This is a genomic window from Streptomyces sp. NPDC018026 (assembly GCF_044327745.1).
Taxonomy (GTDB): domain Bacteria; phylum Actinomycetota; class Actinomycetes; order Streptomycetales; family Streptomycetaceae; genus Streptomyces; species Streptomyces rubrogriseus.
Window position 1 is genome coordinate 14012 of sequence record NZ_JBIRFY010000024.1, and the last position, 26685, is coordinate 40696.

General features: G+C 68.9%; 25 protein-coding genes and 5 pseudogenes. 16 read left to right on the forward strand and 14 right to left on the reverse strand.

Translation table 11 applies throughout. From position 1 onward, the window contains the following. Positions 1–37: 37 nt before the first annotated feature. The 4 genes and pseudogenes from ACH4D3_RS39280 to ACH4D3_RS39295 all read left to right on the forward strand — a co-directional run. A complete protein-coding gene (locus ACH4D3_RS39280) occupies positions 38–1066 on the forward strand; it encodes an LLM class flavin-dependent oxidoreductase (protein ID WP_398332568.1) in 1029 nt (342 codons plus the stop codon). After that, positions 1063–2673, forward strand: coding sequence for an AMP-binding protein (locus ACH4D3_RS39285; protein WP_398332569.1), 1611 nt, complete (start codon positions 1063–1065; stop codon positions 2671–2673). Before ACH4D3_RS39280 ends, ACH4D3_RS39285 begins: the two co-directional genes overlap by 4 nt. Further along, positions 2670–3647 (forward strand): pyruvate carboxyltransferase, encoded by a 978-nt coding sequence (locus ACH4D3_RS39290; protein WP_398332570.1) that lies wholly within the window; start codon positions 2670–2672, stop codon positions 3645–3647. Before ACH4D3_RS39285 ends, ACH4D3_RS39290 begins: the two co-directional genes overlap by 4 nt. Before the next feature lie 215 nt (positions 3648–3862). Further along, positions 3863–4013, forward strand: a pseudogene (locus ACH4D3_RS39295) (transposase); the annotation flags it as partial. Between the two features lie 52 nt (positions 4014–4065). Here ACH4D3_RS39295 and ACH4D3_RS39300 read toward each other — a convergent pair. The 3 genes and pseudogenes from ACH4D3_RS39300 to ACH4D3_RS39310 all read right to left on the reverse strand — a co-directional run. Beyond that, positions 4066–4284: pseudogene (locus tag ACH4D3_RS39300) on the reverse strand (transposase); the annotation flags it as partial. Positions 4285–4310: 26 nt separating this feature from the next. Further along, positions 4311–4544: a hypothetical protein gene (locus tag ACH4D3_RS39305; RefSeq protein ID WP_398332571.1), complete on the reverse strand. Its 234-nt coding sequence runs from the start codon at positions 4542–4544 to the stop codon at positions 4311–4313. Positions 4545–4642: 98 nt separating this feature from the next. Beyond that, positions 4643–6084 (reverse strand): annotated as a pseudogene (locus ACH4D3_RS39310) (NF041680 family putative transposase). Positions 6085–6334: 250 nt separating this feature from the next. Here ACH4D3_RS39310 and ACH4D3_RS39315 point away from each other — a divergent pair. Further along, positions 6335–7201, forward strand: coding sequence for an NAD-dependent epimerase/dehydratase family protein (locus tag ACH4D3_RS39315; RefSeq protein WP_398332572.1), 867 nt, complete (start codon positions 6335–6337; stop codon positions 7199–7201). 323 nt (positions 7202–7524) lie between these two features. Here the strand turns inward: ACH4D3_RS39315 and ACH4D3_RS39320 are convergent. After that, positions 7525–8436, reverse strand: a pseudogene (locus ACH4D3_RS39320) (IS5 family transposase). 556 nt (positions 8437–8992) lie between these two features. Between ACH4D3_RS39320 and ACH4D3_RS39325 the strand changes: the two are divergent. Continuing rightward, positions 8993–9523 (forward strand): helix-turn-helix transcriptional regulator, encoded by a 531-nt coding sequence (locus ACH4D3_RS39325; RefSeq protein ID WP_398332573.1) that lies wholly within the window; start codon positions 8993–8995, stop codon positions 9521–9523. On the opposite strand, the gene ACH4D3_RS39330 is transcribed toward ACH4D3_RS39325, so the two are convergent. From ACH4D3_RS39330 to ACH4D3_RS39350, 5 genes are all read right to left on the reverse strand, one after another. Then, a complete protein-coding gene (locus ACH4D3_RS39330; RefSeq protein WP_398332574.1) occupies positions 9468–10124 on the reverse strand; it encodes an NAD(P)-binding oxidoreductase in 657 nt (218 codons plus the stop codon). The genes ACH4D3_RS39325 and ACH4D3_RS39330 overlap by 56 nt on opposite strands. A gap of 183 nt (positions 10125–10307) precedes the next feature. After that, positions 10308–11015: a type 1 glutamine amidotransferase domain-containing protein gene (locus ACH4D3_RS39335; protein ID WP_398332575.1), complete on the reverse strand. Its 708-nt coding sequence runs from the start codon at positions 11013–11015 to the stop codon at positions 10308–10310. Positions 11016–11153: 138 nt separating this feature from the next. Further along, positions 11154–11741 carry a TetR/AcrR family transcriptional regulator gene (locus tag ACH4D3_RS39340; RefSeq protein WP_398332576.1) on the reverse strand — a complete coding sequence of 196 codons (588 nt, stop codon included), beginning with the start codon at positions 11739–11741 and terminating at the stop codon, positions 11154–11156. Positions 11742–11818: 77 nt separating this feature from the next. Beyond that, on the reverse strand, positions 11819–12655 hold the full coding sequence (locus ACH4D3_RS39345; RefSeq protein WP_398332577.1) for an alpha/beta fold hydrolase: 837 nt from the start codon (positions 12653–12655) through the stop codon (positions 11819–11821). 147 nt (positions 12656–12802) lie between these two features. Further along, positions 12803–13351 (reverse strand): TetR/AcrR family transcriptional regulator, encoded by a 549-nt coding sequence (locus ACH4D3_RS39350; RefSeq protein WP_398332578.1) that lies wholly within the window; start codon positions 13349–13351, stop codon positions 12803–12805. Between the two features lie 107 nt (positions 13352–13458). Here ACH4D3_RS39350 and ACH4D3_RS39355 point away from each other — a divergent pair, with 107 nt between their 5' ends. From ACH4D3_RS39355 to ACH4D3_RS39380, 6 genes are all read left to right on the forward strand, one after another. Beyond that, on the forward strand, positions 13459–14319 hold the full coding sequence (locus ACH4D3_RS39355; RefSeq protein ID WP_398332579.1) for an enoyl-CoA hydratase/isomerase family protein: 861 nt from the start codon (positions 13459–13461) through the stop codon (positions 14317–14319). Positions 14320–14663: 344 nt separating this feature from the next. Then, on the forward strand, positions 14664–15122 hold the full coding sequence (locus ACH4D3_RS39360) for a hypothetical protein (protein WP_398332580.1): 459 nt from the start codon (positions 14664–14666) through the stop codon (positions 15120–15122). A 57-nt stretch (positions 15123–15179) separates the two neighbouring features. Next, a complete protein-coding gene (locus ACH4D3_RS39365) occupies positions 15180–15614 on the forward strand; it encodes an HIT family protein (RefSeq protein ID WP_386906216.1) in 435 nt (144 codons plus the stop codon). A 21-nt stretch (positions 15615–15635) separates the two neighbouring features. Beyond that, positions 15636–17285: a GMC family oxidoreductase gene (locus tag ACH4D3_RS39370; RefSeq protein WP_398332581.1), complete on the forward strand. Its 1650-nt coding sequence runs from the start codon at positions 15636–15638 to the stop codon at positions 17283–17285. Between the two features lie 251 nt (positions 17286–17536). Then, complete coding sequence (locus ACH4D3_RS39375) at positions 17537–18427, forward strand: helix-turn-helix transcriptional regulator (RefSeq protein ID WP_398332582.1); 891 nt, start codon at positions 17537–17539, stop codon at positions 18425–18427. Positions 18428–18497: 70 nt separating this feature from the next. Next, complete coding sequence (locus tag ACH4D3_RS39380) at positions 18498–19214, forward strand: alpha/beta fold hydrolase (RefSeq protein ID WP_398332583.1); 717 nt, start codon at positions 18498–18500, stop codon at positions 19212–19214. On the opposite strand, the gene ACH4D3_RS39385 is transcribed toward ACH4D3_RS39380, so the two are convergent. Continuing rightward, a complete protein-coding gene (locus ACH4D3_RS39385; protein WP_398332584.1) occupies positions 19201–19950 on the reverse strand; it encodes an Lrp/AsnC family transcriptional regulator in 750 nt (249 codons plus the stop codon). The genes ACH4D3_RS39380 and ACH4D3_RS39385 overlap by 14 nt on opposite strands. 307 nt (positions 19951–20257) lie before the next feature. Here ACH4D3_RS39385 and ACH4D3_RS39390 point away from each other — a divergent pair, with 307 nt between their 5' ends. The 4 genes from ACH4D3_RS39390 (at position 20258) to ACH4D3_RS39405 (ending at position 23743) form a co-directional block, all read left to right on the forward strand. Further along, positions 20258–21712, forward strand: a complete 1455-nt coding sequence (locus tag ACH4D3_RS39390) for a pyridoxal phosphate-dependent decarboxylase family protein (RefSeq protein WP_398332585.1) — start codon at positions 20258–20260, stop codon at positions 21710–21712. A 233-nt stretch (positions 21713–21945) separates the two neighbouring features. Further along, positions 21946–22344, forward strand: coding sequence for a hypothetical protein (locus tag ACH4D3_RS39395; protein ID WP_398332586.1), 399 nt, complete (start codon positions 21946–21948; stop codon positions 22342–22344). Between the two features lie 168 nt (positions 22345–22512). Next, positions 22513–23292: an alpha/beta hydrolase gene (locus tag ACH4D3_RS39400; RefSeq protein WP_398332587.1), complete on the forward strand. Its 780-nt coding sequence runs from the start codon at positions 22513–22515 to the stop codon at positions 23290–23292. After that, positions 23282–23743, forward strand: coding sequence for a hemerythrin domain-containing protein (locus ACH4D3_RS39405; protein WP_398332588.1), 462 nt, complete (start codon positions 23282–23284; stop codon positions 23741–23743). The genes ACH4D3_RS39400 and ACH4D3_RS39405 overlap by 11 nt, the downstream gene beginning before the upstream one ends. 134 nt (positions 23744–23877) lie before the next feature. On the opposite strand, the gene ACH4D3_RS39410 is transcribed toward ACH4D3_RS39405, so the two are convergent. The 4 genes and pseudogenes from ACH4D3_RS39410 to ACH4D3_RS39425 form a co-directional block, all read right to left on the reverse strand. After that, positions 23878–24276, reverse strand: a complete 399-nt coding sequence (locus tag ACH4D3_RS39410) for a hypothetical protein (RefSeq protein WP_398332589.1) — start codon at positions 24274–24276, stop codon at positions 23878–23880. A 39-nt stretch (positions 24277–24315) separates the two neighbouring features. Continuing rightward, positions 24316–24447, reverse strand: a pseudogene (locus ACH4D3_RS39415) (IS701 family transposase); the annotation flags it as partial. Between the two features lie 244 nt (positions 24448–24691). After that, complete coding sequence (locus ACH4D3_RS39420) at positions 24692–25552, reverse strand: phenylalanine 4-monooxygenase (RefSeq protein WP_398332590.1); 861 nt, start codon at positions 25550–25552, stop codon at positions 24692–24694. Between the two features lie 263 nt (positions 25553–25815). Next, the gene (locus tag ACH4D3_RS39425; protein WP_398332591.1) at positions 25816–26682 is read right to left on the reverse strand and encodes a GNAT family N-acetyltransferase; all 867 of its coding nucleotides are present in this window, start codon (positions 26680–26682) and stop codon (positions 25816–25818) included. Positions 26683–26685: the final 3 nt, after the last annotated feature.

Sequence of the window (26685 nt, forward strand, 5' to 3'; positions counted from 1 at the left end):
GCGCTCCCTCGCGCTCATCTGTCCATAGGAGGACGCCTTGCTCGAACTGTTCACCGGAGCCCAGCCACTCATCGGCGGGGAGGACGAGCCCGACCCATTGGAGAAGAGGGTCGCCGATCTTGACAAGGCCGATGTGATCGACCGTGTGCTGATCGGCTACTCCTCGATCTGGCCGCACAATCACGCCGTCGTGCCCTATCTGCTTGCGCAGACGACGCACCTCTCGCCCATCCTGGCACACCGCCCCGGCGTCATGTCGCCCACTTCAGCTGCGAGGTTCTTCGCCTCGCTCGACGTCCTTGCCCGGGGCCGGCTGGCACTGAATATCGTCGTAGGCGGCAGCGACAAGGACCTGCTGCGCGAAGGCGACGGCACCCCGAAGGCCGACCGCTATCGCCGAGCCACGGAGTATCTCGATATCGTGCGCCGTGCCTGGACGTCCCCCGAGGCGTTCGACCACCACGGCGAGTTCTACGACGTTGAAGGTGTCAACCTCCAGACCCGTCCCCACCAGGGGCAGGTGCCGATCTTCATGGGAGGCGACAGCGAGGATGCCATCGAGTTCGGTGCACGACACGCCGACCTCTACATGTTGTGGGGAGAGCCGCTCGCAGGCACCCGGGAGCGGATCGAGAGGGTACGGGCGGCCAGCGCCCCACACGGGCGCGAGATGCGGTTCTCCGTCAGCCTCCGAATCTTCGTGGCCGAGACCGACGAGCTCGCCTGGCAGGTGGCACGCGATGCGGAGCGAGAGATCGAGGCTGCTCAGGGCACCAACAGGTTCCTGAGGTCCTCGAAGGGGGATACGTCGGCGGGGCGTCAGCGGGCGCTTGCCCTGACCGATCAGGAACTGCACGACGACTGCTTCTGGACCGGGCTGACGAAGCTCGTCGGCGGCTTCGCCAACTCCCAGGCGCTGGTGGGTTCCTACGATCGGGTACTCGAGTCGCTGCGCCGTTACCGAGAGCTGGGCGTCGACGCCTTCTTGATCACCACCGGAGCCGAGGCCGGCTACGACCCCGCGCTGGGCGAGTTCCTGGCCGAGACGAAGAGGAGGCTGACATGAACGACCGTCATCTGATCGACGTCGGCGGCGGCACGATCGGCGGGCTGCTAGCACGGCGGGCGGCGGCCAACCCAGACAAGATCGCCTTCATCACGCCACAAGCCGAGATGACTTACGGCGCACTCGATGACGCCGCCACGCGGATCGCCTCCGCGCTCGCGGGGCTGGGGCTGGCCAAGGGCGACTCCGTGGCGATCTTCATGCGCAATCGGATCGAATGGGTCACTACGTGGATGGGCACCGCACGAGGCGGCTTCGTCTGCGTCCCAGTCAACACCGCGTACAAAGCCGCGTTCCTCCAGCACGCATTGAAACTCACCAAGGCTCGCGTTGTGGTCACAGAGCCCCTGCTCCTGCCGGCCCTGGTGGCTGAACTCGCAGAGCTGCCGAACCTGGAGTGGATCGTGCTGGTCGAGGATGCGCCGCAGGCCCCGGCCGGCGTGAAGACGCTCACGTACCAGGATCTGCTAGGACGGGCCGAGCAGTTCTCCACCTCGGAGACCGAGATCGCGCCGGCCGACATCAGCAGTATCGCGCTGACCTCGGGGACGACGGGCAAGAGCAAGGGCGTCGTGATGCCGCACTACCTGACGGTGGTGGCGGCCCGAGAGAACGCGGAGTCGATGGGCACCACCTCGCGTGATCGGCTCTACACCTGTCTGCCGATGTTCCACGGGTCCGCCCAGTTCAACATGTGCTTGCACGGCATCTACGCCGGGGCCACGATCGTGCTGGCCGAGAGGTTCAGCGCGAGCAGGTTCTGGGACGAGATGCGCGCCTATGAGATCACGATGTTCAACGCGTTGGGGCCGATCCTGTCGATACTCCTCGCGCAGCCGCTCTCGGAGCGCGACCGCGACCACCAGGTACGCCGTGTCTTCGCCGCCCCTGCGCCCCCCGACGTGCTCATGCCGTTCGAGGATCGCTTCCATGTGCACGTCGTAGAGGGCTACGGCCTGACCGAGATCAAGAACGTTACCTACAACCCGATTGAGACACGCAAGATCGGGTCGATCGGCAAGCCCACCACGACCACCGAGCTCCAGATCCATGGGCCGACAGGCGAACGGCTGGGAGTCGGTGAGGTGGGGGAGATCGTCTATCGCCCACGCGTGGCGAACGTGATGTTCACGCACTACGTCGATGATCTCAAGGCGACGATCGCCACCATGCGCGACATGTGGTGGCGCACCGGCGACCTCGGTTACGTCGACGCCGACGGCTTCTATTACTTCGTCGACCGCCAGAAGGACGCCCTACGGCGCCGCGGCGAGAACATCTCCTCCTACGAGGTGGAGGTCGTGCTGATGAGCTTCGCGGGAGTGGTGGAAGCTGCCGCGGTCGGCACGCCATCGGACCTGGGCGAGGACGAGGTGCTCGCGGTCATCGAAACGCATGACGGCGAAAACTTTGACTACGAAGCCCTGTTCCGCCACTGCGACCAGCGTCTCCCGCACTTCATGGTCCCTCGCTACTATCGGGTGCTGCCTTCCCTGCCGCGGACCCCGACCGGGAAAATCCAGAAGGCCGTCTTGCGCACCGACGGACTGGCCGACGGCACCTGGGACTCATGGTCTGCCGGGCACCGGCCGACCAGGCCGGCATGACCGCCCAGGCCGACGTGGTCGGCGCTCCCGGCGTCATACTCAAGGACATCGCGCCGCGACTGGCGCTGCAGGCTCATCAGGTCGAGACGAGTGTCAAGGTCGAACTCGTCGACCGGTTGACCGCGGCTGGCATGCCGGCCATCGAAGTCTCGTCCTTCGTACGACCCGATCTCGTTCCTGGCCTCGCCGACGCCGAGCGGGTGTTCGAACGGATCGACCGTTCCCGGGGAACGACGCTGCACTGCTGTGTCGGCAACGCGCGCGGTCTGCAGAGGGCCATCGACACCGGCGTCGACTCCGCGTGGTTCCTGCTCTCGGCCGACGAGGAGTTCTCCCGCAACAACACCGGACGTGGCACCGGCGAGGCGATCGACCTGCTCGAACGCCTCGCAAGGATCGCCGACGGAACACCCACCACCCTCGGCACATACGTAATCTTCGCGTGGGGCGGCCCAGGTGGACCACCGCGAGGCCCCGAGGCCATCGAGCGCTTCGCCGATCGCCTGCACGCCATCGGCGTTTCTGACTGGCTGCTCGCGGACTCGATCGGCTACGCCTCACCCTTGCAGATACGCACGACGATCAAGGCTGCCCTGGAGGTAAACACCGCCGACCATCTTTCCGTCCAGGTGCATGATTCCCGAGGGATGGGCCTAGCCAATCTGGTTGAACTGGTGCGCCTCGGGCTCACGCACCTCGACGTCTCGCTCGGCGGTTCCGGCGGACACCCGGCATACGAAGGTGTCGCCGCTGGCGGCATCTGCAGCGAGGACGCCGTGCAACTGCTCGAACGGATGGGGATCGAGACGGGCGTCCACCTCCCCTCGCTCATCGAGACGGCCACCTGGTTCGCCGACGTGGTAGGCGTGCCCAGTCTCGGCTTCGTTCGCAGGATCGGCCCCGTGCCCGGCTCGGACGCTCAGGGCGGCGCGAACGCGGGAGCTCCGACGTTCGACTGGCAGGTTGAGGGGTGATCGCCTGACTGGCCCGGCGCTTCACGACTCCTACTGCCAAACCGCCCACCAGCTGGGCCAGGCCGCCCGCGACATATGAGAAGCTCACGCAGAACCGCGAGGGTATCGGCACGGCAAAGGCCCTCAGAATTCACCCAACCGGGCGAAGGCAACGTGTGCAGTCGATCCCTCGTGCTTGATTACTCGGTTCGCCTACTTCACTACTTCGGACGCGTTTGTTCGAGCGGGCTGGCGCGGTCCTGTGCGAGGGCGGGCCGGTGAGATCGCTAGCCGAGCTGCCGCTGGTCGGTACACCGCCGTGGTCACGGAGGGCTCTACGCCGCCGATCCAAAGGGCAGGGTCGAGGCGGATCGGATGCGCCGGGCGTGAGGGCAGATGGATGCCGTTCGGGCAGCGTGCTGACGGATGGGGAGCGCAAGTTCCCGTGCGGAAAGTCGTGCGGAAGGTAGCGCCACTGAACCCCGGTCCGGTCCACGTACAAGATCGCGTCCATGATGGCGCGCAGATCGTGTTCCGGTGGTCGGCCGAAGTCCAGGGCCCTGCCCGGGCGTTCGAAGCGCCGGGCAGACAGCACCGGTTCGATCAACTCCCAGTGTGCATCGGACAGATCACCCGAGTACGGGCGTCGCGTCGGCATGCTTCGGGCGTACCGCCAGGGCTTGATCAAGTTCCTGGAGCGTCCGGGTCGCCTGTGACGCCCAGGATGTGGAATGCGTGTTCGGGTTTGTGGTGGATGGCTCGGGTGCTCTTGGCGATGTTGTCGGCTCCGAGGATCTTCAGCGCGCCGATGGCGAGGTTGCGGAAGGCGGCCATGGCACGGGGTGCGGTGCCGGTGTGGACAGTAGAGGCGTCCTCGGTGAAGGTGACGTCTCGGATGTGGTGCGAGGAGTTCTCCACTCCCCAGTGCCCACGGATTGCGTCGGCCCGATCGGCCGGCCCAGCCTGGTGTGCGTCGAGGCTGGTGACGGCGTAGACGCTCTCAGCTTGTTCTTTACCTACCAAGATCGGCCTGGTTGCCGATGACCTTGGTGTCTCGGGGCGTTTGACGGTCTTGCCGACGTCGTAGCGGGGTGCTCGGCGCTTGTTCTTGACGCCGGGCGGCCGTCCGGGACCGGCGCCGCGAGGGTGCGGAACGCGGGCGGGACAGACGAGGTGAGCGCGGATGTTCCTGAACCCCCGGCGGACCCGGGCCGGGGTGAAACGTTCGAACTTGGCCAGTTTCTCCCAGGGACGACGGAGGTCGGCGGCCAGGGGTCGGGCGGGCTGAGCTGGGCGTGAGCGACGACCAGGAGCCAGGTCCACTGGTCCGCGGCCTCTGGGGTTCGGATCTTCGGGGTGGTCCAGCCGAGTGTCTGCTGTCCGAACCGGAATGTGTGCTCGAGGTCGAATCTCCGGAGGAAGACCTGCCACCACAGGTCGACGTCTGCCGGGGCAGCGCCGGTCTTGGAGGACCACAGTCACACTGGTGGCGTTTCTCGGTCTTTGGAGAGGTGCTCGACCTTGAGGCGGATCAGGGTGCTTTCGACGATGGGGAGTTCACCGTCGTGCTCAAGCCAGGCCGAGCGGTGGGTCAGCCGCGGGTGGATGCGGTCCCAGGCCTGGGCTTCGGCCTTGCCGTAGTTCACCGTGTCGGTTGCCGTGGTGATCGCCGCCGCAGGCCAGGTCTCGGGCCTGGCGAACCGAAACTCCGGCCCGTGTTCGGGCGGATGCCCGCCCTTGGGATGAGTGCGGTGGATTTCTTCGCGTGAGGGCGCCGGACAGCGCATCACCCGGTCCGAGCGGATCCGCCCGACCAACTCGACGGGCGGGTCGCGCAGGACCCGGGCCAGGCGGGTGACGTCGTAGCCGGCGTCCATGACGATCGTGATGTCCGGGTCCCCGGGGGTCCACTGGCCGGCGTCGACGAGCCGCTCGGCCACGGTCCTGAGCTGGGCGGCAGTGACCGCGGTCGCGTCGTCCTCGGGTCCGAGCCGGAGCACGTCCACGAGGTGGCGCTGGGCTCCAGGACCGCGACGAAGGAGTAGGGCCAGCCCGGGATGAACTGGGAGGCGGACTTCGCCCGCCCGTAGACATGGCAGAACAGCCGGTCCGTCGAGCGCGGCGCGTCCGAGCGCAGCCACGGCGAGCCAACGACGGCCAGGACCAGGCACCCGCCGTCGAAGCGCGGCAACAGCAGGCTGGCCAGCACCTCCTGGCGCCTGCCGACGTCGATGCGGCCGTGGTTCAGGCCGCCGTACATCGCTCCGTGCCCACGACGGTGCTCGGGCGCCAGCGTCAGGTCCACCGGCGAGGTCACCGCACCGTCCGCGCACAGCATCGCGTCCACGAGCTCGAACAACTCGTTGCGGCGGCCGGTCAGACACTCGTAGAACTCGCCCCGGAAGCGTGACGCTTCCGCGCACGCTTCCCTCCGCACAGCATCAGGCAGCAGACTCACCCTCACGGCCTTCGTCGTGATCACGTGCACCTTGGTCGGAGCACATGATCCGATGAAGGCCGCCCCCGTGTCAGACAACTCCCCAGGTGGGCGACCCCGTACGAGACCGCGTTCGAGGCCGGAAGAAGACGAACAAGGTCAGAACCTGTTTCGCTACTGCTCTCGCCGCGAGTACCCGCTGGGCCGATCGGAACTGATGATCCGTCGGTGAGAGAATGAACTGCAGTGATGTTTGTACTAAGGAGCCCTTGTGCGCGTCTTTGTTACTGGCGGTAGTGGGTATGTTGGCGGTTCTATTGCTGCACGTCTGGTCCGCGGAGGGCACTCGGTAGCCGGGTTGGCCCGCTCCCCAGAGGCCAGCCAGCGGCTCGTGGAGCTCGGAGTGGAGCCGCGGCAAGGCAGCCTGGACGATCTGGATGTCCTTCGGAGTGAAGCGCAGCAGGCTGATGTGGTGGTTCATGCCGCGGTCGATTACTTCGATCCTGCGTTTGGGGCTCGGGAAGGTGCTGCCGTGGAGGCGTTGCTCAAGGGACCCGGGCGGTTGATCTATCCCAGCAGCACTCTGGTTCTTTCCGATACCGGCTCGGATCCGGTGTCGGAGGAGAAGGCCAGTGCTTCGCAGGCGACTCTTCAGCCTTTCAAACTCGCTGGTGAGCAGCGTGTGCTGGAGGCTGGCGGCACCGTGGTGCGACTGGGCCTTGTCTACGGCCGCAACGGTTCGGGACTGCTCACGGCTCTCCTGTCGGCTGCCAGGGCTCAGGGGGTCTCGGCGTATGTTGGCAGCGGGGAGGCTCGTTGGTCGACGGTTCATGTGGACGACGTTGCCGAGTTGTTCGGGCGGGTCGTGGACTCGGGGGATGGTGCCGAGCTGCTGGTGCATGCTGTGGAGTCGGAGGCCGTCACCTGGCGGGAGATCGCCGGGGCCATCGCACGCAATACAGGAGTTCCTGCTGCGCCTCTCACTCAGGAGCAAGCTGCTGCGGCGCTCGGGCCCATGGCGGAGCAGCTCACACGTAACCTCTGGGTGGTTCCGGACATGGCCCGGAACCACTTCAAGTGGCACCCCGTGAGCGAAGGCATTCTGCATGACCTTGAGCACGGCTCATACCGAAGCTGACATGGCTCGGGCGGTAAAATAGCGCTGGATTGAGCCTGCCGCCAGGTGAACATGATCTGGGCGGGGGCTCCTGTCAATATCAGGTGTGTGAGGCGAAGGCGCCAAAGCAGTTCGCGTGCTGCGTCCCGGTCCTGCATGTCGGTGGGAGGCACCGTGATCATCACGGGGAACCCCTTCGTGCCGGGACGTGTCTCTTCCGGCCGTTGATCAATCTCGCGGCATCGAATCCGCGTGTCGCCCGGCTCACCGTGGACACGCCCTCTGCCCAGCGGGCCGCCAGGGCAGCGAGACTGGACCGTTAGATCTCCGACAGAGCAATCCGATTAGGGCCTGTCTGACAAATGATCACCTGGCGGGTTCGCTGAGCCACAGGGATAGGGCTGCCAGGACGATTCCAGCCCTGTAGCGGTCGGCGAGCTTGTCGAACCTGGTGGCGATCGCGCGGAACTGCTTGAGGCGGGCGAAGCATCGCTCGACCACGTTGCGGTCGCGGTAGATGTCCTTGTCGAAGACGGGTGGGCGGCCGCCGTGAATTCCACGTCGCCGGCGGCATACCACCTGGTCCCGACGCTCGGGGATCGTGGCAGCGATGCCCCGGCGCCGCAGAAGGTGGCGGATCGCCCTGCTGGAATACGCCTTATCGCCGAGCACTCGCACCGGTGTCGTGCGGGGCCGGCCGGTGGTGGCGCGCGGGACGCGAATCCCGTCGAGTACCTGGCCGAACGCGGTGGCGTCGTTGGTGTTGCCGGGCGTGAGCACGATGGACAACGGCAGGCCCCGACCATCGACGGCGAGGTGGACCTTGGTGGTCAGCCCGCCTCGGGACCGGCCGAGGGCCTGGCGCGCCTGCGAGCTGACCGGATCTTCCAGTTCGTCCCCGTCGCCTGCCCATTTTTGCGGGCGTCGGCCGCATGCTGGTGGGCCCGGTTGACGGTGGAATCGACGGCAGCAGTCCACTCCACCCGGCCCACTGAGTCATCGTGGACCTGAACGTGTTCCAGCAGCTTCGCCCGGGTCCCATCCGCTTCCCAGCGGGCGAATCGCTCGTAGACGGTCTGCCACGGTCCGTACCGCTCAGGCAGATCGCGCCACGGGGCCCCGGTCCGCAGCCGCCACAGCACCCCGTTGGCCACCTGCCGGTGATCACGCCACGGACGACCATGCCCATCCACCTGCGGCAACAGGGGCTCTACTCGCTCCCACGCCGCGTCCGTCAACTCACCTCGACCTGCCACAAGATCAATGATCAGAGTGCTCGTGCTCGGACTCCCGCGCGGGGTCCGTCACGAACCGGCTCAGCCGGTAGGTGGTCGGCAGCGCCAGGCGCCCGCACAGCGTGTCGATCCGGATCATCGGCCCGTCGACTCCTGCCTCCCGAAGACGGCTCAACTGCGTACCCAGTTCCGCCCTGTCCCGAGTCTCAAAGAACACTTCCCACCGTCCCACGTCCGGCGCGGTACGAGCAGCCTGCCGTAGCCTCTCGGCCTCTCGTCGCCGCCTTCTTTTTCCCTGTCCTGGCATCGGCCCAGAGTCACTGGCCGGCGTCAGGACCGCAAGGCAATTGGACCGAGCATGCACACCCTGCGCTGGGCAGCAGGCACAGCACGGTGGAACACACCGTGGTGGCGGGAGAATTCCTGCTGCGGCATGCCACGGGGCTGCCTCACTTCGCGCTCCCGCCCCGTACGAGGGCGCGGTGCATCGTGCTGCCCGCCGCCGCCCTCTTCTCGCTGCCGCTCGTCGGCCGCGAAGTCATCGGCCACTCCGACGCCGCCCGAGGTACGCCTCCTGGTGGCGCACGCGACCATGGTGGAGGAGGTACTGCCCGAACTGAGCCCGGCCGGCGTCCGGGCCGCGCGGGACACACTGGTCGAGTTGGCCGTCGCGGTGGCACACCGCGGCTTCGACGATGTGAACACGCGCCTGGCTCCGGCCCTCGCCCAGGCCGCCAAGAACCTCGCGGAGCAGCGGCTCGCCGACGCCGACCTCTCGCCGGCGATGCTGGCCCGGGAACTGAACGTTTCCGTGCGTACTCTGCAGCGCGCGTTCGCGGTCGGCGGGGAGACTGTGACCGCCTACATCCGGGGGAGGCGTCTGGAGTCGGCCAGACAGGCGCTGTCGGCGACCCGGCTGACCGTCTCGGAGATTGCCGCGCACTGGCAGTGCGCCGACAGCAGCCACTTCAGCCGCGCCTTCAAGCAGCGCTACGGGACTCAGCCCCACCGAGTACACCCGGCAGAACTCCTGAATCGAGAGGCTCCGCCGGTCAGTTGCGGGTCTGTCGGCGGACGGCGTCGGCGACGGGCTCGGGGCCTTGGGTGAGTTCGAGGATCTGTCGGCGGATCTGCGGGGTGTGCACGAGTTCGGCGAGGGTGGCAGCCACGTCGTCGCGGGTGATGTCGGTGTTGATCAGAGCGGGGGCGAGGCTGATCCGGCCGGTGCCCGGTTCGTCGGTGAGTGCGGCGGGGCGCAGGATGGTCCAGTCGAGGTCGGTGGCGGCCAGTGCGACGTCCGCCTGCTTCTTGACGTCGATGTAGTGCTCGAAGGTGTCGGACACTTCGCGGCCGCGCCAGGCCTCGGGGAAGACGGAGACGAGCAGCAGGCGGTGGATGCCGGCGAGGCGGGCTGCCTCGACGGTGGTGGTCAGGCCGGTGCCGTCGATGGCGGTGGTGCCGGCGGTGCCGCCTTCACCGCCGGCTCCGGCGGAGAAGACCAGGACGTTGGTGCCGTGGAGGAGGCCGGCGAGGGCGGGCGCGTCGAGGCGGGTCAGGTCGCCGTGGGTGGCGTGGATGTCCTCGGCGGCGAGGCGTTCGCCCTGTTCCGGGCGGCGGTAGAGCCCGTCGACCTGGTCACCGGCGGCGGTCAGAAGACGGGCCAGACGGCTCCCGATACCGCCGGCGATACCTACGATGAAGACCTTCATTGGTGTCACTTTCCTTGGTCGGGTGCCGGCCGGGGCCGGCCTTGCGGGGTGGGCTTCTTCGTCTCTGGTGGGAGTGACTGTGCTGGGGTGCTGGTGCTGGTGCTGGTGGGGGTGTGCCCCGCGGGCCCTTGGGCTGGTGCCGGTGGGCCCGCGGGGTGGGTGGTCCGTGTGTGGCGGTGTGGGTTATGCGCGGGCGTCGTCGACCTGGTTGACGAGGGTGAGGAGGGTGAGGAGCGCGTCGGCGGCGGGCCCGGAGGAGGCGGGGCTCTGGCCGGTGATGAGGAGGCCGTCGATGACGACGTAGGGCTGCCAGTTGTCCGTCTTGCTGTAGTCGGCGCCGAGTCGCTTGAGCTCGTCCTCGACGAGGAAGGGGACGACCTCGGTGAGGCCGGCGTCGGCCTCCTCGCCGTTGGTGAAGCCGGTGACCTTCCGGCCGCGGACGAGGGGGGTGCCGTCGGGGTTGGTGGCGTGGCGCAGGGCGCCGGGGGCGTGGCAGACCAGGGCGAGGGGCTTGCCCGCACGCAGGGTGGCTTCGACGAGCCGGACGGAGGTGGGGTCTTCGGCCAGGTCCCACAGGGGGCCGTGGCCACCGGGGTAGAAGACGGTGTCGAAGTCGTCGGCGGAGACGCTGTCGAGCCGGACGGTGTGGGCGAGGTCGGCCATGGCGTCGGGGTCGGCCTCGAAGCGGCGGGTCTCGTCGGTCTGGAACGCGGGTTCGTTGCTCTTGGGGTCCAGCGGCGGTCGGCCGCCCTTGGGGGAGGCGAGGACGACTTCGGCGCCGGCTTCCTTGAAGCGGTAGTAGGGGGCGGCGAGTTCCTCCAGCCAGAAGCCGGTCTTGCGGCCGGTGGTGCCGAGCTCGTCGTGCGAGGTGAGAACGATGAGGATCTTCATGGGGTGCACTTCCTTCTTGAGTAGACCGGTCGTCTCAAGCAGAGTAGCGAGAGCCGGCCGGATTCCGGGTGGATCTTCAGGGTCGAGAGTCGAGGGTCGAGGGCGACCTGATTCCTTGGTTCTACAGGTGCAGGGGTTCTACAGGTGCAGGAGTTGACGGGTGACCGTCATCGTGGTGTCCAGCTGGCCGATGTCGCGGTGGATCTTGGTCATGACGCTCGCTCCGAGCCACATGTCGTACAGGGCCCGCGCGGTCTCGCGGGGGGTGGCGTCGACGGTGATCGAGCCGTCCTTCAGGCCTGCCGTGATCGTCCGCTCCAGCCGGTCGATGATGGAGTTGGTGCCTTCCTTCAGGGCGATCCGCATCGCCTCCGACAGGTCGGAGACCTCCGCGCCGAGCTTGACGGCCAGGCACTTGCCCTGGCAGTCGTCGAGGCTCTGTGTCTCGTGCCAGTTCTGCCAGTAGTTCATCAGCCGCTGCGCCGAGGTCAGGCCCGGCTGGGCGAGGACGCGGTCCATGTCCGCCAGGTAGTCGGTGAAGTAGGCCCGCATCATGGCCTCGCCGAAGGCGTCCTTGGAGCCGAAGAAGTGGTAGAACGACCCCTTCGGCACCCCGGCCGCGGTGAGGACTTCGTTGATACCCACTGCGGAGAATCCCTTGCGGGCCATGATCCGCTGGGCGGCGTCGAGAATGCTGCGGCGAGTGTCGCCCTGGATAGCTGGCATGCTTACCACCTTACCGCCCATTAGACCAGTCGCCTATTCGGCTTCATGGCTCGGCCGCACCGCCCCAGCGCGGAATGTCACCGGGCGAGGAAGTCGAGGAGGATTTCGTTGATTTCGGTGGTGTGGGTGGTGAGGAGGCCGTGGGGTGCGCCGTCGATCTCGACGTAGGTGGCGGTGGGCAGGGCTTTGGCGAAGCGGCGTCCGGTGGCGTCGACGGGCAGGGTGCGGTCGCCGGTGCCGTGGACGATGAGGGCGGGGACGTCGATCTTGGGGATGTCGGCGCGGAAGTCGGTGGGCCAGGTCAGGGGTGCGGCGGCGGAGGCGATGGGGCCGGCTCCGGCTGCGGTGTTCCAGGCATGGCGTACGGCTTCCTCGCTGACCCGGGTGCCGAGGTTCTCGTCGAGGTTGTAGAAGTCGGTGTAGAAGCCGGTGAAGAAGGCGTAGCGGTCCTTGCTCACGGTTTCGGAGACGCCGCGGAAGAAGGAGAGGGGGGCGGCGCCGTCGGGGTTGTCGTCGGTGATGGCCAGGTACGGTTCCAGTGAGGCGAGGAATGCGGCCTTGGCGATGCGGGCGGAGCCGTAGAGGGAGAGGTAGCGGGCGACTTCGCCGGTGCCCATGGAGAAGCCGACCAGGACGGCGTCGTGCAGGTCGAGGGTCTCCATGAGGGTGTTGAGGTCGGCGGCGAAGGTGTCGTAGTCGTAGCCGGTGGAGGGCTGGCTGGACTTGCCGAAGCCGCGCCGGTCGTAGGTGATGACGCGGTGGCCGGCGGCCAGCAGGGCCGGGACCTGGCCCTCCCAGGAGTTGCCGTCCAGCGGGTAGCCGTGGATGAGGACGACGGGCTGTCCGCTGCCCTTGTCCTCGTAGTGCAGTTCGATGTCGGTGCTGTTCTCCGTGCCGACCTTGATGCGTCCCATGATGCCTTCCCCTTCCGGGAATTGCGGTGTCTGTCGCGTTCCGACACCCAGGACTATACGACCGGTCTACTCCGCCTGCAACCCCCACCGCCCCAGCTCTCTTTACGGTGCACGTGCGGCTCCGGCGAGCCGGGGGAGAAGGGTGCGTTACGCGGGCCAGGCCCGGGTCGCATGACGGGCCGCGTCCAGGAGCTGGGCCCGGTCGGCGCCGTCGCGGGCCAGGGCGGCCATGCCGGCCAGGACGGTGTCGACGAACGCCGCCACGCCGTCGGCCTCGGCGGCCGACGTGAGCTCTCCCTCAGCGGCGGCCCGGCGCAGCCGCGCCCGGATCATCTCGCGTGTCCTGCCGCGCCGTTCGGCGAGCCGCGGCTCGCCCATGACGAGGCAACCGGGGGGCTGTCCGGGCGCGGAGAAGTGCTCGGCCGAGGACCGCAGCAGGCGCTCGATCGCCTCGCGTGCCGTGGGCGCCGACAGATCGCGCTCCAGGTCCTCGTCCAGATGCTCGGTGTAGAGCGCGCACGCCTTCTCGAACAGCGCGTTCTTGTCGCCGAACGCCGCGTACAGGCTCGGCGCGCCGATCCCCGCCTCCTTGCACAGCTGCGCGACGCTCACCCCGTCGTACCCGCGCTCCCAGAAGGCGCGCATCGCCATCCGGAGCACCGTGTCCTTGTCGAACGTCCTTGGTCTGCCTGTCATGACACAAAGTTTAGCGCACGCTAAAGAATCTGTTACGCTCCTTCTGTAATACCCACTAAACAACGTGGCGCGGCCCAGCCGTCCCACCCGTCCGCAGGAGTGCAGCGATGAGCTACAGCGGCTACAAGTCCCTGGTGGTCCGCGTGGAGGACCGGATCGCCCGGGTGACCCTGGACAACCCGCCGGTGAACACCGTCGACGCCACACTGGCCGGAGACCTCAAGGCCTTCGCCGAGGAAGTCGCCTCCGACGAGAACGTCGCCGTGATCGTCTTCCAGTCGGCCAACCCCGAGTTCTTCTCCGCCCACGCCGACTTCGAGTGGTCCTTCGACCCCAGCACCCTCATGGCCCTGGCCGACCCCGACGCCGACCCCGCCCTCAACCCCCTCCAGCAGCTCAACGAACGGCTGCGCACCCTGCCCCAGGTGACGATCGCCAAGCTCCGCGGCTACGCCCGCGCCGGCGGCGCCGAACTCGCCATGGCCGCCGACATGCGCTTCGCCGCCACCGACCGGACCTGGCTCTCCCAGCCCGAGTCACTCATGGGCATCTTCCCCGGCGGAGGCGGCACCCAGTACCTCAACCGGCTCGTCGGCCGCGCCCGCGCCCTGGAAATCGTCCTGGGCGCCGAACTCTTCGACACCACCACCGCCGAACGCTACGGATGGATCAACCGCGCCGTCCCCGACGCACACCTCGACGCCTTCGTCGACACCCTCGCCCACCGCATCGCCGCACTCCCCCACGGCGTCGCCGCAGCCGCCAAGGAAGCACTCGACGCGGCCGAAGCCAGCGGCCCCGTACCCAGCCTCACCGAAGAAGCCGCCGCCCACGCCAAGGTCTACCCCTCCCCCGACGACGTCGTCCACCGCCTCCGCGTCCTCATGGACCACGGCGGCCAGACCCGCGACGGCGAACTCCGATTCGAACACCTCCTCGAATCCATCCCCTGGGCCCACCGCTCCTGAACACCCACCGACCATGCCCACCAGGTACTGCGGTGCCGGCGGCCCCGTGCCTCCGGCACCCGCGCACCGCGCCGCCGCGCGGAGCCGTCGTCCGGGTCGGGACGTGCGACAAGGCCAACGGTTCCCAGGCGAAAGCGTCCCGGCACGCCGTACCCGGCCGAAGGGAACGTCGGCGAAGTGGATGCCGAATCCGACGATGCCCTCGTCGGCGAGCCGGCCGAGCGGGCGAGATCAAGCAACGGACGGCCTTCGCCCTGCGGTTCTTCTACTCGGCGCCGGCCGTCAGCCACATCCGCCGCGAACTGCGTCGGCTCCTTGCTCTGGGCCTGGTCCAGGACAGTGAGGTGTCGCTGGGCGGATCGCGCCACGCCCAGGTGTTCCGCATCACCCCGGCGGGCGAGAGCGCGCTCAGGCACTGGGTCGTCGAAGGGGACGACGACACCATGACGGTCAAGGACCCCGTACTGCTCCGTGTCTTCCTCGGCCGCGGGGCGCCGCTGCCGAAGCTGCTCGCCCTCGTCGACGCCCGCCTGCGACGGGTGGACGAGGACATCCGCGATGTGGTCTGGGGGCACCGCCGCGCCGCGGAGATGGGGCTGATCCCGCACGAGGACCGCAGGCACACCATGGCGGTGTCGCAGTACACCTTGCGAGCCCTGTACTTTGAGCAAGGCAACCTCCGCCAACTCCGCGACACCCTCGCGGGCTTCGACGACGAGGCCTTCCAGCGGGACGCCAGGTGGCCCCGTGAGGAACTTCCTTTCCGTCCCTCGGACTTCATCCGTGACCCGGGGCGGCAATAGGACCGGCCCGCACCTCTGCGGAGGAGCCGTCCGCCGTATGTGAAAGGAACTTCGACCGTGCCCACCGTGTTCTCCCGCATCATCGCCGGTGAGCTGCCCGGACGCTTTGTCTGGCAGGATCCCGAGGTCACCGCGTTTCTCACCGTCGCCCCCTTGCGGCCCGGCCACACCCTCGTCGTCCCCCGGCGTGAGATCGACCGGTGGACGGATGCCGACGGCCCGCTTCTGGCGCGGTGCATGGAGGTCGCCCAGGCCGTCGGGCAAGGAGTGCAGCGGGCCTGGGACGCCCCGCGGGCCGGCCTCGTCGTCGCGGGCTTCGAGGTGCCGCACCTGCACATCCATGTCGCTCCGGTCTGGGACATGTCCGACTTCGATTTCACCAAGGCCAAGCCGGAGGAGGACCAGTCCGCACTGGACGACGCCGCGGAGAAGCTGCGTGCCGCCCTGCTCGAACTCGGTTATGAACAGGCCCGGGACACCGACCGCGGCTGATACTCCAAGGAGACGCTGAACATGAGCAGCCACCCCGGACGTGCCGACGCCGCGGCGACCCCGACCCCGGCGCCGACCTCGACCACGGACGCGACCACGCACCGGCTCGCCCTCGCCGACCACCTGGACGACGGTGCCACGTTCGACTACATCGTGTGCGGCGCCGGTTCGTCGGGTTCCGTTCTCGCGGGCAGGCTCGCGGCCGATCCGGCCGTCACGGTACTGCTCGTCGAGAGCGGCGGCAGTGACGACGACGAGCGGGTCCGCAATCCCGACCTGTGGCCGGCCAACCTCGGCACCGAGCGCACCTGGGACCATGTCACGGAGCCGAACCACCAGCTGAACGGGCGCCGGCTCGCCTACGCCACAGGCCGCGGACTGGGCGGGGGAGGCGCCGTCAACGCGGGTGTGTGGGCCCGCGGCCACCGCACCGACTGGGACTCCTACGCCGAGGCCACGGGCGATCCCACGTGGGGCTACGCGCACGTACTGGAGCACTACCGCGGCATCGAGGACTGGCAGGGCGCGCCCGACCCAGAGCGCCGGGGCACCGGCGGGCCGATGCGGATACGGCCGTCCCAGGACGTGCATCCGCTCTTCACCGCCTTCCTCGACGGCGCCGAGGCCACCAGCATCCCCCGGTTCGGCAGTGCCAACGGCGCCCTGATGGAGGCGAACTCCGGTGGCGCCGTGCGGGACGAGAACATCCACGACGGCGTGCGGCAGACCCCCTTCCGCCGCTACGTCGCAGACCGTGTGGGGCAGCCGAACCTGACGGTACTGCCGCACACGACGGTCTCCCGCGTCCTGGTCTCCGCAGGCCGGGCCCGCGGCGTCGAGATCGTGCGCGACGGCAGGCCACTGCGCGTCGACGCGTCGCAGGAGGTGGTGCTGTCGCTGGGCGCGCTGAGCACCCCGGCCGTGCTGATGCGGTCCGGGATCGGGGACGAACGCGAACTGCGCGACCTGGGCATCGCGGTGGTCCAGCACCTGCCCGGTGTCGGCCGCAACCTCGACGACCACATACGCCTGCCCTGCATGTGGGAGGCGACGGACGTACCGCTGCCGGTGCCCACGCGAAGCCAGGCCGTCTGCTTCTGGGAGGACGAAACACGGCCGGGTGCACCGGAGTTCGTCATGTACCTCTCGCCTGCGCCGTCCGTCTCCGCCGAGAGCGCGGCGCAGTACCCGCCGCCGGAGCGGTGTTTCACCCTGATGCCTGCCATGCGCCCGCGCGACGGCAGCCGTGGCCGGGTCCGCCTGGCGAGCACGGACCCGCTGGCCGGACCGCGCATCGAGACGAACTTCCTCGCCGATCCCGACGACGTGCGCTCGGCCTTGGCCGCCGTGGCCATGGCCCGGGAGATCGGCAACTCCGCGGCGCTTCGCCCGTTCGTCGAGCGGGAGGTGTCCCCGGCGTCGTCGGTGACGGACACGGTGGAGGGGTTCGTGCGCGACGCCGTGGAAACCTTCTGGCACCAGTGCGGTACGTCCCGGATGGGACGGGACGAGGGAGCCGTCGTGGACGGGAGGCTCAAGGTGTACGGCATCGAGGGCCTGCGCGTCGCCGATGCCTCGGTGCTGCCCCATGTGACGGTCGCCAACACCATGGCCCCTTCCATGGTGGTCGGTGAGCGGGCGGCCGAGATCCTCGCGGCCGAGCGGGGCTGATGAGGGGCCGGTCCGCAGGACGGGCCGATCGGGCGGCGTCGTCGCGGGCAGCGGCGCCGGCCCCGTCCTGCCGGCCGGACCGGAGGGTTGCCCTGACCGGCGGCCACGACTGGCCCGCCGCCCGGGAGCGCGAGCCGCGCGCGTTCCGGCCCGGGTCCGCGAGACCCACCCGTGACGACCATGAACATCGGGGGACCGACTGGGCCACCCTCCCGCCGTGGAGTCCTCAACGGCCGTGCGACCCTGGGCAGATGGACCGTGAGTACCCCGACAGTGCATCGCTGGCGGAGTTCCTCCGCTCCGCCCGGTCGCGCCTCACCCCGCAGAGGGCGGGGCTCGACGGCGTCGGCCCGGGTCGACGCCGCGTGTCCGGACTGCGCCGGGAGGAACTGGCCGGGCTGGCAGGTGTGAGCGTGGACTACTACACCCGTCTCGAACAGGGCCGCAGCCGCAGCGCCTCAGCAGAGGTCCTCGACGCGCTCGCCACCGCCCTGCAGCTGGACGACGCCGAGCGCGGCCACCTGCATACCCTCGCCGGGCCACGGCCGGTCCGGCCCCGCCGTCCCCGCCCCCAGCGAGTGCACCGTGCCACCCGGGACCTGCTGGACACCCTCCAGCAGGCCGGCCGCCCGGGCTTCGTCCTGGGACGACGCCTTGACGTGCTGGCCCACAACGAGCTCGCCGGACGCCTGATCACGGACTTCCAGGCGCTCCCCACGGCCGAACGGAACCAGGCCCGCTTCGTCTTCCTCGACCCGCACGCGCGCGAACTGTACCGGGACTGGTCCCGCGTCGCCGCCGACACCGCCGCCATGCTCCGCCTCGACGCGGGCCGCCACCCCGACGACCCCGCCCTGAGCAGCCTGGTCGGTGAGCTGTCCATACGCAGCAAGGATTTCAGCCGGTTCTGGGCGGACGCCAAGGTCCACCGGCGTGCGACCGGCACCAGGGCCTACCACCACCCCCTCATGGGCGAGGTCACCGTCACCTGCCAGGCCCTCAATCCCGTGGACGACCCGGACCAGACGCTCTTCGTCTACGGCACCGAGCACGGGAGCCCGTCCGAGACCTCCCTGCGTCTGCTGGCCCAATGGACCGACACCGGCGGCGTCACGACGCAAGCCCCCGGAGCCCACGACTGACACGTGAGGTGTGGCTCCATGCCGCACCCAGCGTTCGCATTCTCCACACCGTCAAGGAAGAGGAAACTTCATGTCCCTGTACGTGCTCGTTCACGGTGCTTGGCACGGCGGTGCCTGCTGGGACCGGACAGTCCCGCTGCTGGAGTCCGCCGGGCACCAGGTGCACGCCCCGTCCCTGACCGGTCTCGGGGACCGTGCGCACCTGCTCGGCCCCGAAGTGGGGCTCGACACACATGTCGAAGACGTCGTCGGTCTCATCCTCGCCGAAGACCTCACCGACGTGATCCTGGTGGGGCACAGCTACGCGGGGATGATCGTGTCGGCGGTAACCGATCGTGTCCCCGAGCGAATCTCCCACGCGGTCTACGTCGAAGCGCTGGTGCCTGCGGACGGCGAGAGCGCGGCCGACGTGCTCCCGGTCTACCAGGTCGAGTTCATGATCCAGCTCGCGGAGAGCTCCGGCGGCGGCTGGCGTATCCCCCCGCCGCCCGAACTGCCGCCCCCTGTGGGCTTGTTCGGGGTCACCGACCCGGACGACGTGGCATGGTTGCGCGGCACTCTGTCCGACCAGCCGCTGCGAACCCTTCAGCAGCCGGTCCGCCTGGTGAACCCGGCGGCCGACGGGGTTCCTCGCACACACATCCACTGTGCCGGAGGGGAGCGGCGTGCCGTTCCCCCGCTCCAGCCCAACGGAGAACCCGCGGTGGTGTGGGAGCTGGACACGGGCCACGACTGCATGATCACCGACCCGGAGGGCCTTGCCGCACTGCTCCTCAAGATTCCGTGACGGACGGGCGGTGACCGATGGGAAACTCGGGGGTGCTCTTGATCGTCTTCATGGTGAACTGAGAGTGGGTGCGGGCCACCCCGGGCAGGTCGGTGAGGCTGGCCATGTAGAAGCGCTCGTAGGCATCGAGGTCGGGCACGGCGATCCACAGCAGGTAGTCGGGCTGGCCGAACATCCGCAGGCAGTTCGCGACCTCGTCGAGTTCGCCGACCGCGGCCTCGAACGCCTCGATGGTGGCTCTGTCCTGCACGGCCATCTCGACGTGCAGCAGCACCTGGAACCCGCGGCCGACGGCGGCCGGCTCGACCGTCGCGCGGTAGCCGGTGATCACACCACTGTTCTCCAGTTGCCTCACCCGGCGCAGACACGGGGAGGGAGACAGGCCTACGAGATCGGCCAGCTCGGTGTTGGCGAGACGTCCGTTCTCCATCAAGTGCGCGATAATTGCGCGATCGGTCTTGTCCATGGCACAGAATACCAACGGCTCTTTACCCTCGGCTGCGAGGCGGTCTTCGCCCGACAGCAGGAGTGCAGGGTGATGACCGCCTCGCGTGAATGCCCCCCGCTGCTGGTCAGACCCGGTTCTAGGCGTGGAACATCCAGCACTGGTGCTCCAGATCCGCCGTGAGTCCGAGGCCACCAGGGACAGGTTGAGAAGGTCGGCCAGAGTCGCCTGCAGCGCCGCGCCCGCGGTCTCGCGGTCGCGCTCCGGCAGAGAGTTGTTGATGACTGGCATGGGAGACCGGTCCTTTCGTGAGTGGTGGGGTGGGGCCTTGTGAGCCCGAGGCTAGGAACGGCGGGAGCCCCCCGCGGGTTCAGCTCGTCCGGTACATGATCGCGGAGCAGACATGCGAGTGGCCTGGCGGCCCGAGACTCCGACCAGGAGGACAGCGAGTGCGCGGAAGTTGCGCGATCTGCAGTTCTCATGGCACAAAGCGCTAATGCAACCGGCTTGAAAGGGCATATTCGCCATCCAGTGCGGCGGCTTCACGGCTACTTTGGCCGGACAAGGCGAAGACAACCGCGAAGCCCTGGAGACGCTGATGCCCGAAAAGCCGCTGCTCGGACTGACCCGGGACGAGCGCGAGGCCGCCGGCCGGCTGCTGAACGCCTTCTTCCACGACTACGAGGAGTCCGTCGCCCGCCGCCCGCTCGTTCCCGAGGTGGACCGGGAGGTTCTCGCCGGCCTGCTGGAAACGCCGTTCCCCGACCAGGGCATCGGCGTCGAAGGGGTCTTCCACGAGATCAAGGAGAAGATCCTCCCCAACTCGACCACCGTGGCCCACCCGCGGTTCCTCGCCTACGTGCAGGGCCCGCCCAACGGCATCGCCCCCTACGCCGAGGCAATCGCCGCCACCATCAACCAGAACTGCAACTTCTGGCAGCTCTCGCCGGCCGCGAGCGTGGTCGAGCGCTCCGTCATCAGGTGGCTGGGCGGGCTCTTCGGGTACGGCGACGAGGCGGGCGGGATCCTCACCGGCGGCGGCTCGATCGCCACCCTCAACGCCCTCACCACCGCCCTGCACGTCCGGCGCCCGCACTTTCGCGAGCAGGGCCTGCAGACGACCGGGCCCCAGCTGGTCGTGTACACCTCCGTGGAAGCGCACCGCTCCGTCGACAAGGCGGCGGCGATCCTGGGTATCGGCCTGGACAACGTCCGGCACATCCCCACCGACGACCAGTACCGCATGCGGGTCGACCTGCTGGAGGAGACCGTCCGCGCCGACCGGGCGGCCGGGCTGGAGCCCTTCTGCGTCGTCGCCACCCCGGGAACGGTCACCAGCGGCTCCATCGACCCGATCGACGCCGTCGCGGACGTGTGCGCACGCGAGGACCTGTGGCTGCACCTCGACGGGGCCTATGGTGCGCTGTTCGTCCTGTCCGAACGCAAGCGCGCGGCATTCGAGGCGTGCCACCGCGCGGACTCCATCGCCCTCGACCCGCACAAGCTGCTGTTCGCCCCCCTGGAGGCGGGCTGCCTGCTGGTCCGCGACCGCGCCCGACTGGCGCGGGCCTACGCGTACTCCGCCTCGTACATCGCCGCGGACGAAGACCCCCTGATGGTCGACTACATGGACTACGGCCCCCAGCTGTCCCGCAGCTTCAAGGCACTCAAGATATGGAGCGCCCTGCAGACCTTCGGTGTGGACACCTTCCGGACCGTGACCGACCACGTGCTCGACCTCGCCCAGTACCTCGCCGACCTCGTCGAAGCCGCTCCGGACCTGGAACTCATGGCGTCCCCGTCACTGACCGCCGTCTGCCTGCGGATCAAGGGGGCCACCGAGGCCGACCACACGGCCGTACTCGCCGAGCTGATCGAGGACGGCACCGCCCTCCTCGGCCCCGCCCGGCTCGCCGGCCGCCACGGCATCCGGGCCTGCGTCACCAACTACCGCACCACCCGCGACGACATCGAACTGATCGTCACTCGCCTGTCCGACATCGCCCGCGCCGGTAACGGAAAGGACATCGGCACCCCGGAGACGGCCCGGTGAACGACACACGCCGATCCACGTAAGCCACCGGTACCCACGGTGTCCGCCCCTGCCCCGGACCACGGCCTGCGAAGGCATGGAGGAGGGTGCACCCCACATGACCTCTATGCCAGGTCGACGCGGAGCGGCGTGCCGTCCGGGCCAGAGCACGCCGCGCGCGGAGGCCGAGGAGAAGGCCCAGTTCTGTTGGAGCGCCTGGGCGGCACCCACCCCGCCTCTCGGACGGCCGCATAGTGGCGACCGTCTCGGTCGTCCTGGACCACACGACCGCCGCGGCACTGCACGACCCGAAGGACACGTTCAACGAAGCAGTCGCCGTCTGCTACGTTCAGGCATCCGGCGGGCTCGGTGACCTGCCCGCACCGGTCCTGTCGCTGACAGTCGACGACGCTGAGCGGCCGGGACTGCTGGGCTACATCACGGGGCTGCGGTTCATCCGGATCGAAGCGTTCGACGCCGACGCCGCGGTGACCGCCACCGAACTGCTCCGCTTCGTCCACTCCTGGTCCACCGTCCACGCCATCCACGCCGCCCGTCCGTCCGGCGCCCACCCCGCAGGACGGTTCCTGCTCACCCTGACCCCGAAGGTGTACGCCGGAACCGGCGTCCAAGCCGTCCACCTCGGCCAGTAGACGCCCGGGGGCATGCCGACTCGCGCTCCTCGGGGGCTGCGTGCTCGCCCTGACGCCATTGCGGCAGCGCGACGCAATTCCCCATCCGCCCTCGGCATTTATAGTTTCAGGCAGCGTCGCGTGCCGGTGGCGGGTGGATCGTCAGGCATGGAGGCGTCGTATCGAAAGGTGGCTACGGCCATTCCCGTCCCAATTTCACAGAAGATCACGCTTTACCCCGCAGCGGACCGGTTCCGCGGTCCCCGCCCCGCCGTCCTCGTCCTGCCCGGCGGTGGCTTCCGGGAACTCCCACCGCACGAGGGCGAAGGCTACGCGCGCTGGCTGTCCGGCCTCGGCATCCACGCCTTCGTCCTGTCCTACCGGCTGCTCCCGGACCGGTTCCCGGCCCCGCTCGAAGACGCCCGGGCCGGGTTGGACCACATCCGCAACGGCGACCACGGCCTCGACATCGACCGGGTCGGCGTCATCGGATCAAGCGCGGGCGGCCAACTCGCCGGCCTGCTCATGACCGGCCGGGTCCTGTCCGTCGAGGAGGGCGTCGTCGACCCGCCCCGACCGGACTTCGCGATCCTGGCCTATGCGCTGGCCGACCTCGACCTGCTGCCGCCGCCGGTGGTCGAGACCCTGCTCGGCGACCTGCTGCCCATCAAGGACGAGCTGTCCCCGGCCAAGCATGTGGATGCCTCGGTGTGTCCGACCTTCGTATGGGCCACCGCTCAGGACCCGCCGGGCCTGCCCAACGCCCTGGAGTGGACCCGGGCGCTGGCGGCGGCCGGGGTCCCGGTGGAGTTGCACGTCTACCCGGTCGGCAGTCACGGCATCGGCCTGGCCGACGGCGTGGAGTACGGCGGCGAGCCGCACAAGTTCATTGCGCGCGAGCCGCACACCGCGTCCTGGACGACCGCGTGCGCGGCCTGGCTGCGACGGGAGGGCGTTCTTGCCGACTGACCGTGTCACGGCCTGGGGCGGGGAACTGCAGCGGGTGCACGGCAAGCTGCGCAATGCGCTGGCGCTGGCTCGGGCGCGGCTGGACAGCGGTGACCCCGCCGACGCCGCCACCGACCTGTTGTTGTTCTGCCACGGGTTCTGCGCCGCGCTGTCCGGCCACCATCGAGCCGAGGACGGTTCGCTGTTCCCGGAACTGGTACGGGCGCGACCCGACCTGGGGCCCGTGGTCGCGAAGCTGACTCAGGACCACAACATGATCGAGCACCTCATCGGCGGATTGCAGAAGGCGGTGGCCGACTCGACCGACCCGCAAGTGGCGCACCGCCACCTGGACGGGATCGAGGCGGTCATGGAGACGCACTTCAAGTACGAGGAGAAGCAACTGGGAGCGGTGCTGGACGGCATGGACACCGACTTCGACCGCACCGAAATCTTCGGTCCGATCAACTGACTCGAACGGACGGGTGACGGGACCGGCGGTCACGTTCGCCAGGCAGCAGCGGCCGCCGCGTCACCCGTCCTTTGAGAGAAGCCCAGGACACCGAGCATGACGGCGGCGGCTTGACATCGTCACTGGGAAGTTCTCTATTTTCCGTCCGTGCCACAGGGCGGGGAAGGACGGTTCCAGACGGCGTCCGACCGGCTAACGATCTTTCGAAGTTCGCGGGCGCTCCCTGCCGATACGGCCTGCATCACGGTGTCGAGGAGGGCTCGGGCTTCGAGAGGGCTGCCGCAGCAGTACCAGTGCACGTTGCCCCACTCGTAGTCGTGCCACAGATCGCGCTCGGGTTGGTGGACGTAGTCCTTCCACAGGCGCACGGCCGCGCTGACGGCGCCCGGCTGCAGATAGTTGCGGGTGTGCTCGAGGCGGGTGATCTCGGACAGTGCGCGCGAAGACAGGCCGTCGATGACTGGCCTTGCGCCCGTGGTCCGGTGGCTGCCGGGGGCACCGGCACGGATCTGTCCTGGCCGTCTACGCGGCATGGACCTTTCGGTTCGTCGTCATGCGGTACATGGTGCCACGGCGGCCGGCTCCGGCTCGGTCGCAAAGAAGGTGTCCTCGCCCAGGCCCGCCGCCCGGCAGCGATCCGGGTCGCGCGTCCACGAGCGCGGGACACACAGCTCCCGGTCCACCGCCGCGTGCCCGCGCAGTCCCCACACACGCGACGTCGGCTGTTGTACCCCCAGTCGCACCCGCCCTCGACCGCAGCAGCCGAAATCTCACGTCACGGTTTCGAAGGTGCTGCGCACGCCGCCGAACCCGCAATCCCGACGGACGATCCTGGGCGGATGTTCCGGGCGACACCCTCCGCGAGGGAATGTCCGGTCTTTTGATTCCCACGCCCTCGTCGACTTCACCTCCGCGAAACCGTGACGCGGTACTGGCACGGCACAGCTCTCAGGACTCCGCGGCCCGTCCGAAGCGCGGCGCGCTCTCGTCGTCGAGCGCCGACAGGAAGCCGCCCAGGGTGTCGGTGACCTCGTCCAGGCTGCGGGCGCTGAAGAGCACCGGCTGGTACCCGGAGATGTCGTACTCGGTGACCAGCATCGCGCGGATGTCCAGCGGACGGATCCGAGCCTGCCGCAGACGGCAGATCTCCCCGGACGAGGAGAGCAGAGCCGCCCCGTACGCCTTCGGTGTCCCGCCCTCGTCGAGGACTCCGTACTCCAGGGTGAACCAGTACACGTCGCTGATCATCTGGAGGACGTCCTTGCTCTGGACGCGCATCGCCGCTTCGCCGATCAGCCGGTAGACGTCGGCGAAGGCCGGCGAGGCCAGGTGGATCCCGTGGCCGAAGACGTCATGGATGATGTCCGGTTCGGGGGTGAACATCGGTACGGCTGGGTGGCGGACGAACTGCACGGCGTGGAAGTAGCCGTCGGCCATCGACCCCAGAAACCTCTTGTTGGCGACCACACCGCCCGCGAGGGTGAAGTCGAAGCCCGTCAACCTCCGCAAGTGCAGCCCGACCTCGGCATGCTGCGGGATGTGATCCGCCGGAACGGGTGCCTGTTCACGGGCGTCGAGGGCGGCACGGCAGGCATGCTCACGTTGGGCGTCCCAGAGCCGCTGGTGGACGGTGCGCCAGGTCCGCTGCTCGGCCTCGGTGTAGTCCACTCGTGGTGAGGGGTCACCGACCCGGTGTCCGCGGGCCAGCGAGGCGATGGCCCGACGCCGCAGCAGGTACCGGGGGTCACTGAGGCCAGGGTGCTTGGCGGCCGCGTCGAGGCGGCCGTCGGTCGCGATCGGCGTACGCACGTGAATATCTCTCACAAACCCGATTGTTTCGGTCGGCGCGCGGCCGGAGCGCCCGGACACGCCTGCCCCGGCGGTGCGTCGTCCACGGCCCGCTCGGATCGCCCAACCGTCCCGTTCACCGCCCCGGTCGATGCATCCGGCCGCGGCCCGGCTCACCGCCGGACCCGCCGCGCCCACCACCTCCCGGCGTCGGCGGCCCATGCGGCCATCGTCCTCAACACCTGACCACCCACCACAGGAAGCACAGCACGACCCGATTCACTTCAGGAGAACTTGTACCCGGCGAAGTCGGCGACGTGGACATACCCAATGCGCTGGTAGAGGGCGTTGCTGGTGGGGTTGTCCGGGTCCGTGAACAGGACGACGTCCGTCGCGCCCGCGGCCAGCGCGGCTCTGCTTGCCTCGACCGTCACGGCGCCCGCGTAGCCGCGGCCCCGGAGGCGGGCCGGGGTGTAGACGGGGTCGATCCGGACCATGCCGCCGATGACCGAGGTCGCGGCTGCCATCGAGACGGGGGCGCCGTCCGGGGTCTCCCAGAAGGTGAAGTGCCGGTCGCCGAAGCGTGAGTCGTCCCAGGAGCCGGCGTCGATCAAGTCGATGGAGGACTGCTCCCCGACGTCAACGCAGAACTCACGGCACCAGCGCACGACGCGTTCGAGGTCTGTCCCGTCCACGAGACGGCCCCGGCCCTCCGGGTGCGGCTGCGGCGGGGTGAGTGTGCCGAGACGGTAGAGATGCGTCCGCCAGAAGAGTGCCGGCGCCGCGCCCGTGTGCCGCTGCCAGGAGTCGGCGAATGCGGTGGCGGTGTCGTGGTCCGCGATGACGTTGGCGGGCGAGTGGCCGAGAGCTGTCAGATGGGCGGCGAGGGCGTCGGTCTGCTCGACGGAAAGGGGAGTGAGGCCCAGCCGGCCGCGCGAAGTGAGGTAGAAGACCGCGCGGACCTCGCCTCCGGCCTCCAGTCGCCCGAGGACGGCGGTGACCGGGCCGTATGCGTCCGGCCTGCGTATCCGCAGCTTTTCGATGTCCGTCAGCGACGTGTTGTGCAGGGCGGGGCGCGAGCGCAGGAAGCCCCCGGCTCGGGCGAAGAAGTCGTCAACGTCTTGGGTGAGGTGCCAGTCGTCCGGGAGCATGCT

What these genes read in the sequence shown, in the direction of transcription:
- ACH4D3_RS39285 (WP_398332569.1), top strand. Translation starts at nt 1,063, where the DNA reads ATGAACGACCGTCATCTGATCGACGTCGGCGGCGGCACGATCGGCGGG.
- ACH4D3_RS39290 (WP_398332570.1), top strand. Translation starts at nt 2,670, where the DNA reads ATGACCGCCCAGGCCGACGTGGTCGGCGCTCCCGGCGTCATACTCAAG.
- ACH4D3_RS39330 (WP_398332574.1), bottom strand. Translation starts at nt 10,124, where the DNA reads ATGAAGGTCTTCATCGTAGGTATCGCCGGCGGTATCGGGAGCCGTCTG.
- ACH4D3_RS39335 (WP_398332575.1), bottom strand. Translation starts at nt 11,015, where the DNA reads ATGAAGATCCTCATCGTTCTCACCTCGCACGACGAGCTCGGCACCACC.
- ACH4D3_RS39340 (WP_398332576.1), bottom strand. Translation starts at nt 11,741, where the DNA reads ATGCCAGCTATCCAGGGCGACACTCGCCGCAGCATTCTCGACGCCGCC.
- ACH4D3_RS39345 (WP_398332577.1), bottom strand. Translation starts at nt 12,655, where the DNA reads ATGGGACGCATCAAGGTCGGCACGGAGAACAGCACCGACATCGAACTG.
- ACH4D3_RS39350 (WP_398332578.1), bottom strand. Translation starts at nt 13,351, where the DNA reads ATGACAGGCAGACCAAGGACGTTCGACAAGGACACGGTGCTCCGGATG.
- ACH4D3_RS39355 (WP_398332579.1), top strand. Translation starts at nt 13,459, where the DNA reads ATGAGCTACAGCGGCTACAAGTCCCTGGTGGTCCGCGTGGAGGACCGG.
- ACH4D3_RS39370 (WP_398332581.1), top strand. Translation starts at nt 15,636, where the DNA reads ATGAGCAGCCACCCCGGACGTGCCGACGCCGCGGCGACCCCGACCCCG.
- ACH4D3_RS39375 (WP_398332582.1), top strand. Translation starts at nt 17,537, where the DNA reads ATGGACCGTGAGTACCCCGACAGTGCATCGCTGGCGGAGTTCCTCCGC.
- ACH4D3_RS39380 (WP_398332583.1), top strand. Translation starts at nt 18,498, where the DNA reads ATGTCCCTGTACGTGCTCGTTCACGGTGCTTGGCACGGCGGTGCCTGC.
- ACH4D3_RS39385 (WP_398332584.1), bottom strand. Translation starts at nt 19,950, where the DNA reads ATGCCAGTCATCAACAACTCTCTGCCGGAGCGCGACCGCGAGACCGCG.
- ACH4D3_RS39390 (WP_398332585.1), top strand. Translation starts at nt 20,258, where the DNA reads ATGCCCGAAAAGCCGCTGCTCGGACTGACCCGGGACGAGCGCGAGGCC.
- ACH4D3_RS39410 (WP_398332589.1), bottom strand. Translation starts at nt 24,276, where the DNA reads ATGCCGCGTAGACGGCCAGGACAGATCCGTGCCGGTGCCCCCGGCAGC.
- ACH4D3_RS39425 (WP_398332591.1), bottom strand. Translation starts at nt 26,682, where the DNA reads ATGCTCCCGGACGACTGGCACCTCACCCAAGACGTTGACGACTTCTTC.